This is a genomic window from Vreelandella sp. EE27, from assembly GCF_968206495.1.
Map to the genome: position 1 here is coordinate 3,240,693 of NZ_OZ309109.1, position 16,388 is coordinate 3,257,080.

The 16,388-nt window shown below is 60.1% G+C and carries 14 protein-coding genes; 6 read left to right on the forward strand and 8 right to left on the reverse strand.

Going from position 1 to position 16,388, the window contains the following annotated elements:
- Positions 1–41 precede the first annotated feature (41 nt).
- Entirely contained in the window at positions 42–785 is a 744-nt protein-coding gene (locus ACWHVV_RS15185) for an ankyrin repeat domain-containing protein (RefSeq protein WP_447926977.1), read from the reverse strand.
- Positions 786–990: 205 nt separating this feature from the next.
- Here ACWHVV_RS15185 and ACWHVV_RS15190 point away from each other — a divergent pair, with 205 nt between their 5' ends.
- Positions 991–1,365: a hypothetical protein gene (locus ACWHVV_RS15190; RefSeq protein ID WP_447926978.1), complete on the forward strand. Its 375-nt coding sequence runs from the start codon at positions 991–993 to the stop codon at positions 1,363–1,365.
- 210 nt (positions 1,366–1,575) lie between these two features.
- Positions 1,576–1,980 carry a hypothetical protein gene (locus tag ACWHVV_RS15195; RefSeq protein ID WP_447894282.1) on the forward strand — a complete coding sequence of 135 codons (405 nt, stop codon included), beginning with the start codon at positions 1,576–1,578 and terminating at the stop codon, positions 1,978–1,980.
- Between the two features lie 163 nt (positions 1,981–2,143).
- Here ACWHVV_RS15195 and ilvN read toward each other — a convergent pair whose 3' ends face one another.
- From ilvN to rluD, 5 genes are all read right to left on the reverse strand, one after another.
- Positions 2,144–2,635: an acetolactate synthase small subunit gene (ilvN, locus tag ACWHVV_RS15200; protein ID WP_447529874.1), complete on the reverse strand. Its 492-nt coding sequence runs from the start codon at positions 2,633–2,635 to the stop codon at positions 2,144–2,146.
- Complete coding sequence (locus ACWHVV_RS15205) at positions 2,635–4,359, reverse strand: acetolactate synthase 3 large subunit (protein WP_447926979.1); 1,725 nt, start codon at positions 4,357–4,359, stop codon at positions 2,635–2,637. Before ACWHVV_RS15205 ends, ilvN begins: the two co-directional genes overlap by 1 nt.
- Positions 4,360–4,835: 476 nt before the next feature.
- Positions 4,836–7,424, reverse strand: a complete 2,589-nt coding sequence (clpB, locus tag ACWHVV_RS15210) for an ATP-dependent chaperone ClpB (RefSeq protein WP_447926980.1) — start codon at positions 7,422–7,424, stop codon at positions 4,836–4,838.
- 228 nt (positions 7,425–7,652) lie between these two features.
- A complete protein-coding gene (pgeF, locus tag ACWHVV_RS15215) occupies positions 7,653–8,420 on the reverse strand; it encodes a peptidoglycan editing factor PgeF (protein WP_447894285.1) in 768 nt (255 codons plus the stop codon).
- A complete protein-coding gene (gene rluD / locus ACWHVV_RS15220; RefSeq protein WP_447926981.1) occupies positions 8,417–9,376 on the reverse strand; it encodes a 23S rRNA pseudouridine(1911/1915/1917) synthase RluD in 960 nt (319 codons plus the stop codon). The genes pgeF and rluD overlap by 4 nt, the downstream gene beginning before the upstream one ends.
- Positions 9,377–9,538: 162 nt before the next feature.
- Between rluD and ACWHVV_RS15225 the strand changes: the two genes are divergently transcribed.
- Both ACWHVV_RS15225 and ACWHVV_RS15230 read left to right on the forward strand, forming a co-directional pair.
- Positions 9,539–10,360, forward strand: a complete 822-nt coding sequence (locus ACWHVV_RS15225) for an outer membrane protein assembly factor BamD (protein ID WP_447894286.1) — start codon at positions 9,539–9,541, stop codon at positions 10,358–10,360.
- Positions 10,361–10,697: 337 nt separating this feature from the next.
- Positions 10,698–12,398, forward strand: a complete 1,701-nt coding sequence (locus tag ACWHVV_RS15230) for a methyl-accepting chemotaxis protein (protein WP_447926982.1) — start codon at positions 10,698–10,700, stop codon at positions 12,396–12,398.
- A gap of 139 nt (positions 12,399–12,537) precedes the next feature.
- Here ACWHVV_RS15230 and ACWHVV_RS15235 read toward each other — a convergent pair whose 3' ends face one another.
- Entirely contained in the window at positions 12,538–14,172 is a 1,635-nt protein-coding gene (locus ACWHVV_RS15235) for an NAD+ synthase (protein WP_447926983.1), read from the reverse strand.
- Between the two features lie 204 nt (positions 14,173–14,376).
- On the opposite strand from ACWHVV_RS15235, the gene ACWHVV_RS15240 reads away from it, so the two are divergent.
- Positions 14,377–14,640: a PP0621 family protein gene (locus tag ACWHVV_RS15240; RefSeq protein WP_447926984.1), complete on the forward strand. Its 264-nt coding sequence runs from the start codon at positions 14,377–14,379 to the stop codon at positions 14,638–14,640.
- Here the strand turns inward: ACWHVV_RS15240 and thiO are convergent.
- Entirely contained in the window at positions 14,637–15,734 is a 1,098-nt protein-coding gene (thiO, locus tag ACWHVV_RS15245) for a glycine oxidase ThiO (protein ID WP_447926985.1), read from the reverse strand. The two genes, ACWHVV_RS15240 and thiO, sit on opposite strands and share 4 nt — an antisense overlap.
- 121 nt (positions 15,735–15,855) lie before the next feature.
- Here thiO and ACWHVV_RS15250 point away from each other — a divergent pair, with 121 nt between their 5' ends.
- Positions 15,856–16,323: a pilus assembly FimT family protein gene (locus ACWHVV_RS15250; RefSeq protein ID WP_447926986.1), complete on the forward strand. Its 468-nt coding sequence runs from the start codon at positions 15,856–15,858 to the stop codon at positions 16,321–16,323.
- Positions 16,324–16,388 lie beyond the last annotated feature (65 nt).

Below are 16,388 nucleotides of genomic sequence, written 5' to 3' on the forward strand. Positions count from 1 at the left end.
CTAGCCGTGTTGTGACGATCTTTTCATCTAAAGACTCAAACTCAAAAGGACTCGTCGAGATAACCTTTTTCTTTTAAAGAATCTATGAAAGCTCTATAGTTCTCGCCACCCGCCCTATCATGGAATATTTTTATAGTATCAATAGTAGATTTTCCGTTAACATTTTTCATTTCAGGATCAGCTCCGGCATTAAGTAGCGCAAGTGCAGTTTTATATTCAGTGCCTATCACAGCCTCATTTAATGGCGTATTTTCAAATTTTCCTAGGTAGTTAACATTAGCGCCATAGGATATTAACAACCTTATTTGATCAATATACTCGTCAGTCATACTTTCAAATAATAACGTTTTCTGCTCATGAACTTCTGTATCAGGGTCCGCTCCCGCCTCTAAAACCGCTTCGATGAAAGCGGGATTCGGATTTCTATAGGCTTGGTATATGAGATAAATAGTACTCGTTCCAGGCTTACCTTCATCGACCACTACTAAATTGGGATCACCGCCTTGGCCCAGCATATAGCGAAAAGCCTCGATATTGGCCTCCATCGTGACTGACCAGAAAAGCGGTGTCATACCGTCTTCACCGGGCGCGTTGGGGTCGGCGCCCGCCTCCAGTGCCTGCTGCATGGCCTCGATATCGCCTCGTCCGGCTGCTTCGGCAAGCGCAAGTTGCACTGGATCGGAAAAGTAGCTATCCGGCTGCTTTGAATAGGTAGAGAAATTGGCGCAGGCAGGCAGCGCCATGGCCATCAACAGGATGGCGACCCACATTTTAAATAACGGCATAAAATCTCCATTCATTATTCAGGCCATCGTTCGGATATCATTCGAGGCCGCAGGCACTATGGTTACTAACAGCAGCAGCATTCCCCCACTGCTTTTCGAGCCCTGTACAACCTGAGCACTCATTAATCGGCAAAACTATTGACTAACCATTTCGATCAGGAGACCCTACTTTAACTTAATTTGATAAAACCAGGATAGAAAACCGATGCGTAAAAAACCGCTCTTCATAACTGCATTCGCTCTATTAATTGCCAGCAGCACCGCCCAAGCTGATTATTACAATAGTTTTGGAGCGCGAACAGTCGAATCACCGAACGGATTTTATGAACAAACAGATTCATGCCGAGCGGCATCACAGACAGCAGCACCAGTGGCAGCGGCCTATTTGGCAGGAGCCCCTGATCGTGAAACGCTTGAAGGAGACGAACTTGAAGCCTCGGTAAAGCAGGCAGAGGCTAACCATCAGATGGAGAGTATAGAATTGGCTCTTATCAAAGCTTACTCGTATGACTTGGACGAATTCTCTTCACACGAAAGCTTTAGCGAACAATTCTATCAAGACTGTCTAGAGGAAAAGTAGCTCCAGACCTCTAATACTTAATTCAAGCTATCAATGCAGCATTTGCGATACTCAGGGCTTCTTAATCATCAGCCAAGCGCGCTTGTGCCGATGCTTTCCAATCGAGGAGCTTCCTGGTCGGTCATTCAACTCATTGACCACTCGTCGCCCCTCGGTATGTTTTATGCGTTGCCAAGCCCCACACCTTTGACTAACCAAGAGCCAACCAGAATGCACCATAAGCAACTACTTACCACAGCAGCCGTTTTCCTGCTCAGCTGTAGCGTCGTACAAGCTGATACCTTCGATAGTTTTGGAGCACGTACCAGCGACACTATCGAATCTTATAATGGCACCACAATAACTTCACATGCCTATTCTCGCCCCCAATCGTGCGAAATGGCAGCTGCAGTGGCTGGGATGTTGATGCGAGAGCACTTGTCCGGCAGCACTGTATCCAGAGATTTTGAAGAAGAAGAATTAGAGAAAGCCAAACAAAAGGAGACGAGTGATTCTTATTCTCATGACCTCGCCCTAGCCAAGGCGTCTACTTATGACCTGAATATGTTTTCTTCCGTGGATGATTTTACCGACCAGTATCATCAGGACTGTGTGGCTTTTGAAGGAGACGAGTAGCTTTTATATGGCTACCGCAACCACAGTATGTTCTACCGTCGGCGGCGCGCTGAGGCCTTCCATGGGGTAGTCGGTGAGATTGGCTAACCCCATTCATTAAAAAAACCGGTCAACTGGCGTTGACCGGTTTTTTCGCTAATGACAGCGGGTACTTTCGCTCAGATTAAAGCGACAGCACCTTATCCCCCCGGGCAATACCCGAGACCCCGGTGCGCCCTACTTCGAGAATGCCGACCGGCGCCATCGCCTGAAGGAAGGCGTCCAGCTTGGCGGCGTCGCCGGTGATTTGCACGGTGTAGAGACTCGGGGTGACGTCGACGATCTGCGCGCGGAAGATATCCACCGTGCGCTTCACTTCGTCCCGGGCCGCGCCCAGCGCTTTGACCTTCACCAGCATCAGCTCGCGCTCGATGTGGTTGCCCTCGGTCAAATCGACCAGCTTGACCACGTCGATCAGCTTGTTGAGGTGCTTGGTGATCTGCTCGATCACCCGGTCGTCGCCCACCGTCGTAACCGTCAAACGCGACAGAGACGGGTCCTCGGTGGGCGCCACGTTGAGGGTTTCGATGTTGTAATTACGCTGAGAAAACAAGCCCACCACACGTGATAGCGCACCCGGTTCGTTTTCCAGAAGAATCGAGATGATATGACGCATCAGGTACGCTCCGTTTTAGACAGCAGCATGTCGCGCATCGCGCCCAGGGGCACCTGCATCGGATAGACGTGCTCGAAGGGGTCGACCTTGATATCCAAAAACACCAGCTCGTGCTTGTCGGCAAAGGCTCGCTCCAGCGCCGGCTCGAGCTCCTCCATGGTGGTCACGGTGATCGCGGTGAAGCCATAGGCCTCGATCAACAGATGAAAATCCGGTAGCGACTCCATGTAGGAGTGGGCGTGGCGTGACTTGTAGTTCAAGTCCTGCCATTGGCGCACCATCCCCAGCGACTGGTTGTTCAGATTGACGATTTTGACCCCCACCCCGTACTGCTTACAGGTCGAGAGTTCCTGCATCATCATCTGGAAGCTGCCTTCGCCGGTGATGCACACCACGTCGTCATCCGGGTAGCTCTTCTTGATGCCCATGGCCGCCGGAAAACCAAAGCCCATGGTGCCAAGCCCGCCAGAGGTGACCAGCCGGTTGGGCTTGTCGAACTTGTAGTACTGGGCGGCAAACATCTGGTGCTGACCCACGTCGGTGGTGACGAACGCCTCACCCCGCGTGACGCGACACACCGCCTCGACCACTTCCTGGGGCTTGAGCGCCTCACCGGCTTTGGAAGGCTCATAAAGCTTGCCTTCACGCTCAAAGCGCCAGCCGTCGATTTTCTCCCACCACTCGCTAAGCGCCTGGGCATGCTCCACCGTACGGCCCTGGGTCAGGCTGATCATCTCGTTGATGACGCCCGCCGCGGGGCCGACGATCGGCACGTCCGCGCGCACGGTCTTGGAGATCGAGCTCGGGTCCACGTCGACGTGAATGATCTTGGCCGTGGGGCAGAACTTGGAGGTGTTGTTGGTCACCCGGTCATCAAAGCGCGCACCAATGGCGATGATCAGATCCGCGTGGTGCATGGCCATGTTCGACTCATAAGAGCCGTGCATCCCAAGCCATCCCAAGCACTGCTTGTCGCTTTGCGGGTAGGCGCCAATGCCCATCAGGGTGGTGGTGATCGGAAAGCCGAGCTTTTTGACCAGGTCTGTCAGGCCTTCACTGGCATTGCCCGTCACCACGCCGCCGCCGGTATAAAAAACCGGGCGCTTGGCCTTGAGCATCAGCTCCACGGCCTTTTTGATCTGGCCGGTATGGCCACGGTTGACCGGGTTATACGAGCGCAGCTTGACCTTTTTCGGGTAGGTGTACTCGTAGCGCTCGGTCGGAGCGGTCATATCCTTGGGGATATCGACCACCACCGGGCCCGGGCGGCCGGTCGAGGCAAGATAAAACGCCTTTTTCAGCACGTCCGGAATCTCGGAGGGGTGACGGATCGAGAAGCTGTGCTTCACGATCGGGCGCGTCACGCCCACGATATCGGTTTCCTGGAAAGCGTCTTCGCCAATCAAGTGGCTCGCCACCTGGCCGCACAAAACGACCATGGGAATGGAGTCCATGTAGGCAGTGGCGATGCCAGTCACGGCGTTGGTCGCCCCGGGCCCGGAGGTCACCAGCACCACGCCGGGCTTGCCGGAGGCGCGTGCGTAGCCATCGGCGGCGTGGGTCGCTGCCTGTTCGTGGCGAACGAGGATATGTTTGACATCGTCCTGACGGAAAAGCGCATCGTAGATATGCAGCGCCGCCCCGCCGGGGTACCCATAAATATATTCGACGCCCTCGTCTTTCAAGAAGCGGGCGATCATGTCTGCGCCGGAAAGCAGTTCCACAGTAATTCTCCCCTAAAGGTCTCGAGTGCGATCCGCAGATAGCTGCGGTGTCGAGTGCGGCGGTATGCCGCTGCCGGCGGTGCCGACACCTGATGCCAAACCCTGGCATACGGCCCGGTTAGGGCCTGCACTCTCATCGGAAGCGGGCCTTCGAGGCTACTTCCTCTCGCGGCGGTTCGCCGCGTCGGGGCGTTGGCCAGACCACGCGGTTAGCGGGGCCTGGAAGTCCTTCGGCGGGTAAAGGCGTAAGCCTACCCTTCACGCGGGGATAGGGGATTACCCGAGGGGTCCGCGTCCGCAAATCAGGAACCCACAAGATTCCAATAGCGCGCCTGGCGTGTCAACCTTTCATCGCCCCAAAGAAGGGCAGGCGCACCAAAACCGGCGAAAAAAACCAGTTACTTACGAAAAAGCCCCGCCGCGGCAAGCCGGGCGGGGCCAGGAGGGCTCATAAAGGCCAGTTCATCAAACGCGGATCAGGCAAACACCAGCCGCCCTTCCTCGGCGCTAATGTGAATGGTCGCGCCCGGGGCGTACTTGCCGGCCAGCAGGTCCTGAGCCAGCGGGTTTTCGATACGGCTTTGAATCGCCCGCTTGAGCGGCCGTGCGCCATAGACCGGGTCAAAGCCCACGACGGCCAACTGCGCCATGGCGTCATCGCTAATCGCCAGACGCAAGCCATGCTCGGCGAGGCGCGCCTTGAGGCGCTCGAGCTGAATGGACGCAATCGCCTGAATCTGGGTTTGGCCCAGGGCGTGGAACACCACCACTTCGTCGATGCGGTTGATGAGTTCCGGCCGGAAGTGGTTACCCACCACCTCCATCACCGCGCTCTTCATCGTCTCATAGCCGGTCGCTTCATCGCCGGTATCGCCGCCCATACGCTGGATGATGTCCGAGCCCATGTTCGAGGTCATGACGATCACGGTGTTACGAAAGTCCACCGTGCGGCCCTGGCCATCGGTCAGGCGGCCGTCTTCGAGCACCTGCAGCAAAATGTTGAACACGTCCGGGTGGGCTTTCTCCACCTCATCGAGCAGCAGCACCGAGTAGGGCTTGCGGCGCACCGCCTCGGTAAGATAACCGCCCTCTTCATACCCCACGTAGCCGGGGGGCGCGCCGATCAACCGCGCCACGGAGTGCTTCTCCATGAACTCGGACATGTCGATGCGCACCATTGCCTCTTCGGTGTCGAAGAGGAAGTTAGCCAGCGACTTGCAAAGCTCGGTCTTGCCCACCCCGGTCGGGCCTAAAAACAGAAACGAGCCGTTGGGCCGGTTGGGATCCGAAAGCCCGGCCCGGGAGCGGCGCACCGCGTTGGCCACCGCTTCCACTGCCTCGTCCTGGCCGATGACGCGTTCGTGCAGCGCCTCTTCCATGCGTAAAAGTTTGTCGCGTTCGCCTTCGAGCATCTTGGACACCGGAATACCGGTCCAGCGTGAAACGACCTCGGCGATCTCCTCTTCGGTCACGTTGGAGCGCAGAAGCTGGTGGCTGGCGGTATCGGCTTCTCCCTCGCCACTCTCGGCAATCTTCTTCTCGAGCTCGGGAATCCTGCCGTACTGAATTTCCGACATCCGGCCCAGATCGCCCTGGCGGCGCGCCTGCTCCAGATCGGTACGGGCCTGCTCCAGCTCGGCCTTGAACTGCGCCGCCCCCTGAATACTGGCCTTTTCCGCCTTCCAGATCTCGTCGAGGTCGGCGTACTCGCGCTCGAGATCCAGGATATGGCCGCTTAGCGTCTCTAAACGCTTTTTGGTCGCTTCGTCGGTCTCTTTTTTGAGCGCCTCGCGCTCCATCTTGAGTTGGATCAAGCGGCGGTCGAGGCGATCCATCGCTTCGGGTTTGGAGTCGAGCTCCATGCGGATGCGCGAAGCCGCCTCGTCGATCAGGTCGATCGCTTTGTCCGGAAGCTGCCGGTCGGTGATGTAGCGCGTAGAAAGCTTGGCCGCGGCGATGATCGCCGAGTCGGTGATGGCCACGCCGTGGTGCACTTCGTAGCGCTCTTTAAGGCCGCGCAGAATCGCCACGGTGTCCTCTTCCGAGGGCTCGTCGACCAGCACTTTCTGGAAACGGCGCTCCAGGGCTGCGTCCTTTTCGATGTACTTGCGGTACTCGTCCAGGGTGGTCGCGCCCACGCAGTGAAGCTCGCCCCGGGCAAGCGCCGGTTTGAGCATGTTGCCGGCGTCCATCGCGCCTTCGGCTTTGCCCGCCCCGACCATGGTGTGCAGCTCGTCGATGAAGAGGATCACGCGACCCTCCTCCTGGGCGAGCTCCTTGAGCACCGCTTTCAAGCGCTCCTCGAACTCGCCGCGAAACTTGGCACCGGCAAGCAAAGAGCCCATGTCGAGCGAGAGCACGCGCTTGTCTTTCAACCCTTCCGGCACCTCGCCATCCACGATACGGCTGGCAAGCCCCTCGACGATGGCGGTTTTACCCACGCCGGGCTCGCCGATCAATACCGGGTTGTTCTTGGTGCGCCGCTGGAGGACCTGGATGGTACGGCGAATCTCGTCGTCGCGGCCGATCACCGGGTCGAGCTTGCCGTCCAGCGCCCGCTGGGTGAGATCCATGGTGTACTTGTTGAGCGCCTCGCGCTGGTCTTCGGCGTTGGCGTCATCGACGTTGGCGCCGCCGCGAAGGCCCGTGATCGCGGCTTCCAGCGCCTGGCGGTTAAGCCCGGCCTCTTTCAGCGTTTTGGCGAGCGCACCGTTATCCAGCGCCGCCAACAGCACCAGTTCGCTTGCAATGAACTGGTCGCCACGCTTTTGCGCTTCTCGGTCGGTGAGGTTGAAGAGCTTGATCAGATCCCGGGAGGGCTGCACGTCGCCATCGAACTGGCCAACCTTTGGCAGGTTATCGAGCTGACGCTTGAGGCCCTCGCGCAGGCGTGAACTCGAACCCTGGGCTTTTTCGACCAGCGCCTTGATGCCGGTGTCTTTAGCATCCAGCAGTGCGGTCAATAGGTGAACCGGTTCCAACTGATTATGGCCCTGGCCGACGGCCAGCGACTGTGCATCGGCAATGGCGGCTTGTAGTTTGGCGGTGAATTTATCGAATCGCATGACATTCTCCTGGGGAAAGCCGCGCGTTTGGACGCGGGCGTGGCCCTAACGAAGGTTTAATCTGCCAGGTGCGCTTTTTATGAGAACCCTCTAAAAAGTTATGGGAACTCTCTAAAAAGGCGTTGGCTTGACAAATTAAATGGTGCCGATTCAGCGCCCTTTCAAGAGGTGGCCCTGTCGAAGGGCTTCACCTTTGGGGCTTTTTAATCGCTTAGGCCGAGAAATCGCTTAGGCCGAGACATCCTGCAACCAAACCACGCTTGCCATGCGCCCGGTAGCGCCGGCATCGCGCCGGTAAGAGTAAAAGCGCGGCTCGCAGGCGGTGCAGAAATGGCCGCCGCTGATGTGGTGGATGCCAAGCGCAGCCAGGCGAAAGCGCGCCAACCGGTAGAGATCCGCCATGTAGTGGTTCAGCCGGTAGGGGCTATGCTCGAAGGCCTCGATGGTTTCCGGGTGGGCGCCCACGAAGGCGCCGTACACCTCCGGGCCCACCTCGAACTGGGCGTTGGAAATCGCCGGGCCCAGCCACACCAGAATATCGTCGGCGGGGCAGTTCATCGCGGCCACGGTCGCTTCCAGCACGCCGCCGGCAAGGCCTTTCCAGCCCGCATGGGCGACCGCCACCTGGCTGCCCTGGCGGTTACAGAAAAAAACCGGCAGGCAATCGGCGGTCAGCACCACGCAGGCGTAGTGCGTTGACGTGGCAATCGAGGCATCGGCTTTGGGCGGCGTGGCTTGATAGGTTTGCTGAACCCGTGCTCCATGGATCTGGTCGAGCCACAAGAGCGGGCGGTCGTCGCCGATTTCCTTGTGCAAAAGCCGCCGGCAAAGGGCTACGTGGTCCGGATGGTCGCCCACGTGGTTGGCCGGGTTGAAGGCGGCGAAATCTCCCTGGCTCGGGCCGGTTTCGCGGGTGGTGACAAACCCGCGCACGTTGGCCGGGGCCGGCCAGTCCGGCTCGACGAGACTCGGATGAAGATCGATGGCATCGCTCATCGCCGCGTCTCGCTGTCTTCGCGCAGGTAGTCCAGTAGCATCAAAAGCTCATCGGGAAGCGCCGCCCTGAACGTCATCGGCTCCTCGGTGATCGGATGGATGAAGCTGAGTTTACGGGCGTGAAGGGCCTGGCGAGGGAACTCGCGCAGAATCTCCTTGAGCGGCTCGCTCGCCCCGGGCGGAAGCTTGGCACGCCCGCTATAGAGTGGATCACCAATCAGCGGGTAGCGCGCGTGGGCCATGTGTACACGAATCTGGTGGGTGCGCCCGGTTTCCAGCTGGCAGCGCACGTGGGTGTGGGCACGAAAGCGCTCGACCACCCGGTAGTGGGTCACGGCGGGCTTGCCCGAAGCGGTGACTGCCTGGCGCTTGCGATCCTTCGGATGGCGCCCAATGGGTGCATCGACCGTTGCCCCGGAGACGGGCTTGCCCAGCACCACCGCATCGTACTGGCGCGAAACGCTGCGCGCCTGCAGCTGCTCGACCAGCCGGGTCTGAGCGGTCAGCGTTTTGGCGACCATCATCAACCCGGTGGTGTCTTTATCCAGCCGGTGAACGATCCCCGCCCGGGGTATCTCGGCAAGCGCGCCGTGATGAAACAGCAGCGCGTTCAAAAGCGTGCCATCCGGGTTGCCCGCCGCCGGGTGAACGACCATATTGGCGGGCTTGTTCAGCACGATGATCGCCTCGTCTTCATACACGATATCCAGGGCGATCTCCTGGGGGGCAAAGCGCGTGTCGTCCTCCAGGGTGGTATGAAGATGCAGCATTTCCAAACCATGAAGCTTGGCTTTGGGCTTGGCCGCCGCGCCGTCCACGGTCAGCTCGCCGGCATTGATCCACGTTTTCAAGCGCTCGCGGGAGTATTCGCTGAACAACTCGGCCGCGGCCTGGTCCAACCGAGCGCCAGCCAGGGCGGCGGGCACCTGGCGTGTGGCTTCAATGATGTGCGACATGCAAAACCTCTTTAAGACACAGAACCCCGAACGAAACGCCAGGATGCCTGCGTTTTGCGCCAAGGTGTTTTATAGTGGGCCAATTGCGACCTATTCTACCATTTCTACTTATGGCCATCTTCGCTTTTCGGTGATTGAGGCTTGTTTGCAACGAGGATGATGATGCGCGTTTTCTCCACTGCCCACCGCTTTGGCGCCGTAGCCTTGAGCCTGGCCCTGTTGGCCGGCTGCGCCAGCAACAATAACGACGACGCCGAGCAGGACGAAGGCGAGTTCGGCGGGGTGCAGGAGCGCGAGCTCTACGAGCTTGCCCGCACCGCGCTTGAAGACAACCGCTACCCCATCGCCATCGAGCGGCTGGAAGCGCTGGACACCCGCTACCCCTTCGGCGCTCACGCCGAGCAGGCGCAGCTCGAGCTGATCTACGCCTACTACGAAAACGGCAACTGGGAAGAGGCGCGCGCCGCGGCCAGCCGCTTCATTCGCTTGCAGCCCGACCACCCCCAGGTGGATTACGCCTACTACCTGCGCGGCCTGTCGGCCTGGCAGGCCGGGCGTTTCAGCCTCGAGCGCCTGCGCCTGATCGATATATCCAAGCGTGACCTTGGCGCCTCGCGGGATGCCTATAACGATTTCCGCGAGCTGATTCAGCGCTTCCCGCAGAGCGAGTACGCCCCGGACGCACAGCAGCGCATCGTCTACCTGCGCGAGCTTTTGGCCCAGCACGAGCTGCACGTGGCGGATTACTACCTGCGTCGCGGCGCCTATCTTGCCGCCGTCGAGCGCGGCCGCTGGGTGATCGAGAACTTCCCGGAAGCCAACGCCACCCGCGACGCCCTGGCCACCATGGTCGAAGGCTACCAGGGCCTTGGCATGAACGACCGCGCCGAAGAAGTGCTCACCGTACTGCGCGAAAACGCCCCCAACCACGACCAGCTTCGCGGCGACCGCTTCGTTCCCAAACACGTCTCCGCTAACCGCTAACGCCGGACACCCGACGCCTTAACGGCAGGCGTCGGGCCGCTGCCCGCAGAAGAGACACCGTTTAGCCGGTCGCCGTTTGAGCCATAAATTGTACAAACGCCTTTTGGACGCGCGTGGTCCAAAAGGCGTTTTTTTATGCGTATTCTGGCGTTTGGTATTACCAGGCCCGCCGCCCACTCGCTATAACAATCGGTAATATTTAACTACAATTATTATTTGTACAAATATCGTACAAATAACTAACCTCTCTCCTGCTGCCGTATAACTAAAAACACTTTGGGACTGCCCCACTCGAGCAGCCCACGAAAAAAGAACACTCCACAGCGAGGGAACGCGCTTGAACACGTTACGCTCTTGGAAAATCACCACACGCCTGACCGTCGGTTTCTCCATTGTCCTGGTCCTGCTGGCCATGCTCACCGCGATCGGGATCTATCAGGTCAATCAAATCAGCAACGACCTGACCGAAATCAACGACATCAACGGCAATAAACAGCGCCAAGCGATCGACTTGCGGGGCAGCGTACACGACCGCGCCATCGCTTTGCGCGATATCGTCATCACCACCACCGCTGAGCAGTACCGCGCGTTAAATGGTGAAATGCAGCGTCTGCAAGACGACTACCGTAGCGCCTCCCAGGCAATGGCCAGCATCGTTCAAAGCGCACCAGGGCCCGTTCAGGAGGCAAGCATCATCGAGCGCATCGAAGCCCAACAGGCGCTGACTCTAGGCTTGACCGAGGCCGTCATCGAAGCCCGGCTCGCGGGGGATTTCGCCGCCGCCCAAACGCTTTTGATCGAACAGGCAGGCCCCGCTTACGCGCAGTGGCTTTCGCAAATCAACGAATTCATCGATCTTCAGGGCCAGCTCAACGACGTGACCACCGACCACGCCCGGGAGACCGCGGCTGGTTTCGAGATGCTGATGATCGGTTTGACGCTCGCGGCGCTGCTGCTGGGCGGGCTCATCGCGTTCTACCTATCGCGGCAACTGCTGGGCGAACTGGGCGCCGAACCCGACCAGGTGCAGGCGTTCTCGAGCGCTATCGGCAACGGTAACCTGGCGGTGGCCGACGAGCGCCGTCAGACACGACCAAATACCCGGGAACGCGGCATCATGGCCTCGCAAATGGCCATGGCCGAGCAGCTCCAGCGTATCGTTTTGGACGTGCGCACCTCTGCCGAGGCAGTAGCCAGCAACAGCGAGCAGATCGCCGAGGGGAATAACAACCTCGCCTCGCGCACCGAGCAGCAGTCAAGCGCGCTGGCCCAAACCGCTGCCGCCATGGAAGAGCTCAGCAGCACCGTGACCCAGAATGCCGCCAACGCCGAGCAAGCAAGCCGGGAAGCAAGCCAGGCCGCCGCGACTGCAAAGGAAGGCGGCAAGGCGGTCAACGAGCTTGCCACCACGATGAACGAGCTGGATCAAAGCTCTCAGGAAATTGCCGGTATTATCTCGACCATCGACGCGATCGCTTTCCAGACCAACATTCTGGCGCTCAACGCCTCGGTCGAGGCGGCGCGGGCCGGTGAGCACGGCCGCGGGTTTGCCGTGGTTGCCAGCGAAGTGCGCAGCCTCGCCCAGCGTAGCGCCAACGCCGCCCAGGAGATCAACGCGCTGATTTCCAGCAACCTGGAACGCATGAAACACGGCAACGAGCGTGCCAGCCACGCCAACCAGTCCACCAATGAGATCGTCAGCGCCATCGAGCGGGTCAATGTGATCATCGGCGAGATCAGTAGCGCCAGCGTCGAACAAAGTGCCGGTGTTCGGGAAGTCAATCAGGCCGTCTCCGAGATGGACCAGATGACCCAGGATAACGCCACCCTGGTCAATGAAAGCGCGACCGCCGCCAAAACGCTGCGCCAAAACGCCCAGGCCCTGATGCAGACCATGCAGATATTCAAACTGCCCCCGTCTACCAGCCAGCCATTACGCGACACGTCCCGCCGCGAAGCGCCCAAGCCAGGCGCGCCTGCCGAAACCAGCAAGGCGCTAGCACCGGCCTCCTCCGAGCCCGCTTGGGAGAGTTTCTGAGAAAAGCTTTTGAGAAGGACTTTTGAAAAGAGCACTCAAACGACGCTCAAACCCGACTCGCAGGCCACCCCTTAACCCAAAAAAGCCAAACAGCGTTTGGCTTTTTTGATGGGGCGGGCTTTAAGGTTCAACGCTTGGGTCAATCGCCGGGCTGCCAGCCGTTGACGATGGGGTAGCGGCGGTCGCGGCCGAACCCGCGGGCGGTCACGCGAACGCCGACCGGTGCCTGGCGGCGCTTGTATTCGCAGCGGTCTACCAGTTTCACGACCTGGTAGACATCGTCCTGGGAAAAGCCCTCGGCGATGATCGCCTCGGCGCTCATGTCGCCCTCGATATAGCGCGAGAGGATCGCATCGAGCACGGCGTAGTCGGGCAGTGAGTCGCTGTCGTTCTGGTCCGGAGCGAGCTCGGCACTCGGCGGGCGCTCGATGACCCGCTCGGGCACCGCCGGTGACTGGGTGTTACGCCAGCGCGCCAGCCGGTACACCCAGGTTTTATATACATCCTTCAAGGCGTTGTAGCCACCCACCATATCGCCGTAGAGCGTGGCGTAGCCCACCGCCATTTCGCTCTTGTTGCCGGTGGTCAGCACCATCAAGCCTTTCTTGTTGGAGATCGCCATCAACAGCACCCCGCGACAGCGCGACTGCAGGTTCTCCTCGGTCGTGTCTTGCTCGGCGCCGGCAAAGCTCTCGGATAGCGTCTGGGTAAAGGCCTCGACCATCGGCTCGATCGGCATGACATCGAAATCGACGCCCAGCATTTCGGCCTGGGCGGCGGCGTCGTGCTTCGAGATATCCGCGGTGTAGCGGTAAGGCATCATCACCGCGTGCACGCGCTGCTCACCCAGGGCGTCCACCGCGATCGCCAGGGAAAGCGCCGAGTCGATTCCGCCGGAAAGTCCCAGTACTACGCCACTGAAGCCGCTTTTATTGACGTAGTCGCGAACGCCGGTCACCAACGCGCAGTAAAGGCTCTCCTCCGCGGAGACGTCGGGTTCGATTTCGCCGGCCTCGGGGACCCAGGCGTTTTCCGGGGTCTGAGTGAGGCGCACCGGCATAAGCCCTGCCTGCCAGTACGGCGCGAGTATCTTGAGCTCGCCTTGGGCATCGACCACGCTCGAGCCGCCGTCGAACACCAGCTCGTCCTGGCCGCCAATGGTGTTGACGTAGACGATGGGGCGATTCACGGCCTGAGCGCGTTGGGTGAGCAGGCGCCGACGCTCGCCGGGCTTTTCCTGATGATAGGGCGAGGCATTGAGCACCACGAGCGCATCGGCGCCCTGCCCGCAGGCGGCTTCGATAGGCGCGCTCTCCCAAAGGTCTTCGCAGATCAGAAGGCCGAGTTTGGCGCCCTTGTGCTCGAATACAAGCGGCGCATTGCCGGGCGTGAAGTAGCGCTGCTCGTCGAACACCTGGTAATTGGGCAGCGCTTGCTTGGCGTACTCCGCCTGCCACTCGCCGTTATACAGCACCCCGGCCAGGTTGAAACGCTTCCCATCGCGAACGCCGGGGTAGCCAATGATCACCAGCACGTCCTTGACGACCTTTTGCGCCATGGTGTCGCGGGCCTCTTGCAGGCGCGACTCCATCGAAGCCCTCAGTAAAAGATCCTCCGGCGGGTAGCCGGTCAAGAAAAGCTCGGGGAATACCACCACGTCCGCCCGGTGCTCGATACGCGCCTCGCGCACGGCTTCGATCGCGCGGGCGGCATTACCGGGAATATCCCCGACCAAAGGGTCGAGTTGGGCCATGACCAGCGTTAAGTCTTGCATGGGGGGTAAAATCTCTTGAGAATCCTTGAAACATACCGTTTGGACGCCACGCGATGGCACTCAAAGCCCAGCCTCCAAACCGTACCGGCAAGCGGGTATTGTCCCGCAAGCGCCGGTTACTGGCAAAGGCTCTGGCGTTAAACGCACGCATTCGAACACGCAGTATTTTACACACCCACTTTCCCGCCCGGGAGCGATAAAAGGATGAACCTGTTGATCATTCGGCTACTTATTTTTGCGGTGGTGTTCTACGTTGGCCTGAAACTTTACGGCATGTACCGCCAACACAAGCTCTCGCAAAAAACGGCGGCGCCCGAGCGCGTCGAAGGCGGCGCCATGGTGCGCTGTCGCTGGTGCGAGGTGCACGTACCGGAAAGCGAGGCGCTGCGCTTTGAAGAAAAGTGGTTCTGCTCCGCCGCCCACCGAGAGCGCTATATTCAGGAGCAGAAGAAGGACGGCCCCGCCTAGAGAACGAGCCGCTCTTGAGTGGGTACAAACGGCGTCGGGTCGATCAGCGGCGGGCGCTTTAACAGCGTATCGACCAGCAAATGGGTAGATGCCGGCGCGAGCACCAGACCATTACGATGGTGGCCCGCGTTGATATAGAGCGACCCGTAGCCGGGCAGCGCGCCGATGAACGGAAGCCCGCCGGGCGAGCCCGGGCGCAGCCCGGACCAGTGGTGCGCTACCGGGTAACCGGCAAGCGCGGGAATGATCGCCTCGGCGCTTCGCTTGAGTGAAACCAGCGCCGCCTCGTCGGTGGTTTTATCGAAGCCGGCTTCTTCCAGGGTCGAGCCCACCAGCAAGAGCCCATCGCTGCGGGGAATGATATAGCGCCCATCCTTGAGCACCACCCGCTGTACAAGCCCGGGCGGGGCGCGGTAGGCAATCATTTGCCCTTTGACCGGACGTACCGGCAAGCGGATACCGAGCGGTGCCAACAGCGCAGCACTCCAGGCGCCGGCGCAGAGCACGGTGCGGCCGGCCAAAAGCGGGCCCTGAGGCGTATTCACCCCCGCAATGTCGCCATGTCGTTCGATGAGCCCTTCGACCGGCTGGCCCTCGCAAAGCGTCACGCCCGGCATGGCGGAGAGCCTGGCGCGCAGCGCCTGGCCCAGCCGCGGGTTGCGCACGCTGCCAAGCGTTGGCATCCAGAGCGCGCCGCTACCCGCCTCGGCCTGGGGCTCCTTTTCGTGCACGAAGGCGGCGCCCACGCGCTCGAGCGGTTTGCCCATTTGATGCGCCCAGGCGAGCGCCGCCTCGTCATCCTCGACGCTCAAATACAAGAGCCCTTTCTGGCGATACTCCGGGTCGATGCCGGTCTCTTCCAACAGGCGCAAGGCAAGCGCCGGGTAGGCGCCCTCCGACCAGCGCGAAAGCCAGGAAATGGCCGCCGAGTGGCGCCAGGGATAGAGCGGCGACACGATACCGCCCCCCGCCCAGGAGGCCTCTTGCCCGCAGGTGCCGCGCTCGACGATACACACCGTCTGGCCGGCATCGGCAAGCTGTAGGGCGGTCATCATGCCGATGATACCGCCGCCCACTATCAAGAAATCACTCACAAGGCCTGTCCCTTTTTACCTACAACCAACTACGCCTGAACCTACACCAGGCTCCGCTCACGCCTACGCCCCACCCGAGGAAAGCGCTCTAACCTGAAGACAGGTCCGCCAGGGTGAGCCCATGCATAAAGCACTCCTACCCCACCATCGATGCTCACTTTGCGCCAGCGCCCAGGCAGCGCACGGCGAGCATCGCGCCAGCGGGATGACGTTTTTAGAGCTGGTCGTCGCCCTGTTCATTATTGGCTTATTGACCACCGGCGCCCTTCCCCACCTTCAGGCGCTAAACCAACGCACGGCGCTCAAAGGCGAGATCAATCGCTTTCAGCGGGCGTTCTCGCTGGCTCGCAATACGGCCATTACTCGGCGCGAGACCGTCACCCTTTGCCCGGTTACCGCCGCCTTTCGCTGCAGCGACGACTGGAGCCTGCCGCTGGCGGTGATCGACGGCGCGCCTCGTCAAAGCGCCGAGCGCCGAGCGCCAGCGCATCCTGCGGATTTTCCCCGCGCACCCGAAAAGCCGGATTACCTACAACCGCCACTGGCGCCAGGTGCGCTACACGCCGCTGGGCCACGCCAGCGGCTATAACGGTAGCTTCAAACTCTGCAGCGGCGCCAGCGCGGGTAAAGAGCTGGTGCTAAGCCAGCTGGGCC

Excerpts from the sequence above, each read along its gene's own strand:
- ACWHVV_RS15240 (WP_447926984.1), top strand. The coding sequence starts at position 14,377 with ATGAACCTGTTGATCATTCGGCTACTTATTTTTGCGGTGGTGTTCTAC.
- rluD (WP_447926981.1), bottom strand. The coding sequence starts at position 9,376 with ATGTCGCACATCATTGAAGCCACACGCCAGGTGCCCGCCGCCCTGGCT.
- ACWHVV_RS15185 (WP_447926977.1), bottom strand. The coding sequence starts at position 785 with ATGCCGTTATTTAAAATGTGGGTCGCCATCCTGTTGATGGCCATGGCG.
- pgeF (WP_447894285.1), bottom strand. The coding sequence starts at position 8,420 with ATGAGCGATGCCATCGATCTTCATCCGAGTCTCGTCGAGCCGGACTGG.
- ACWHVV_RS15225 (WP_447894286.1), top strand. The coding sequence starts at position 9,539 with ATGCGCGTTTTCTCCACTGCCCACCGCTTTGGCGCCGTAGCCTTGAGC.
- ACWHVV_RS15235 (WP_447926983.1), bottom strand. The coding sequence starts at position 14,172 with ATGCAAGACTTAACGCTGGTCATGGCCCAACTCGACCCTTTGGTCGGG.
- ACWHVV_RS15195 (WP_447894282.1), top strand. The coding sequence starts at position 1,576 with ATGCACCATAAGCAACTACTTACCACAGCAGCCGTTTTCCTGCTCAGC.
- ACWHVV_RS15250 (WP_447926986.1), top strand. The coding sequence starts at position 15,856 with ATGCATAAAGCACTCCTACCCCACCATCGATGCTCACTTTGCGCCAGC.
- clpB (WP_447926980.1), bottom strand. The coding sequence starts at position 7,424 with ATGCGATTCGATAAATTCACCGCCAAACTACAAGCCGCCATTGCCGAT.
- ACWHVV_RS15190 (WP_447926978.1), top strand. The coding sequence starts at position 991 with ATGCGTAAAAAACCGCTCTTCATAACTGCATTCGCTCTATTAATTGCC.
- ilvN (WP_447529874.1), bottom strand. The coding sequence starts at position 2,635 with ATGCGTCATATCATCTCGATTCTTCTGGAAAACGAACCGGGTGCGCTA.